The 545-nt window shown below is 43.5% G+C and carries 2 protein-coding genes; both read right to left on the minus strand.

The annotated features are described in order from the left end of the window. The coding region (rpsI, locus tag A3762_RS05720; protein WP_068754465.1) for a 30S ribosomal protein S9 at positions 1-294 on the minus strand (294 nt) is incomplete at its 3' end. Between the two features lie 12 nt (positions 295-306). Next, positions 307-545, minus strand: a 239-nt coding sequence (gene rplM, locus A3762_RS05725; RefSeq protein ID WP_068754467.1) for a 50S ribosomal protein L13, incomplete at its 5' end; no start/stop codon positions are given.

A 545-nucleotide genomic window follows, 5' to 3' on the forward strand; every position in this document is an offset into this window, starting at 1 on the left:
AAGCGGGCTACGCAATGACTCATCATACTCAATCAAAGCACGCGCAATACCGTGACGAATAGCACCAGCTTGACCTGTAGTACCACCACCTTTAACAGTTACTTTAACGTCTAGTTTGTCAGCCATTTCGACCAACTCAAGAGGTTGACGAACAACCATTTGAGCAGTTTTACGACCAAAAAACTCGTCTAGAGGACGGCCATTAACTTCAATTTGACCAGAACCAGACTTTAAGAACACTCGTGCCGCCGAAGTTTTACGACGACCAGTACCATAGTTATATGTAGTTGACATAATCGCCTTCCGTTAAACTTCTAGATCTTTTGGCTGCTGAGCAGTGTGCGGATGCTCGTTACCCGCATACACTTTCAACTTCTTGAACATTGCACGACCAAGTGGACCACGTGGCAACATGCCTTTTACCGCACCTTCGATTACACGCTCAGGAGCTTTATCAATCAATTTTTCAAAAGAAATTGATTTCAAGCCACCAATGTAACCTGTGTGATGGTGATAAATCTTGTCACTTGCTTTTTTACCAGTTA

This window comes from Oleiphilus sp. HI0125 (assembly GCF_001635355.1).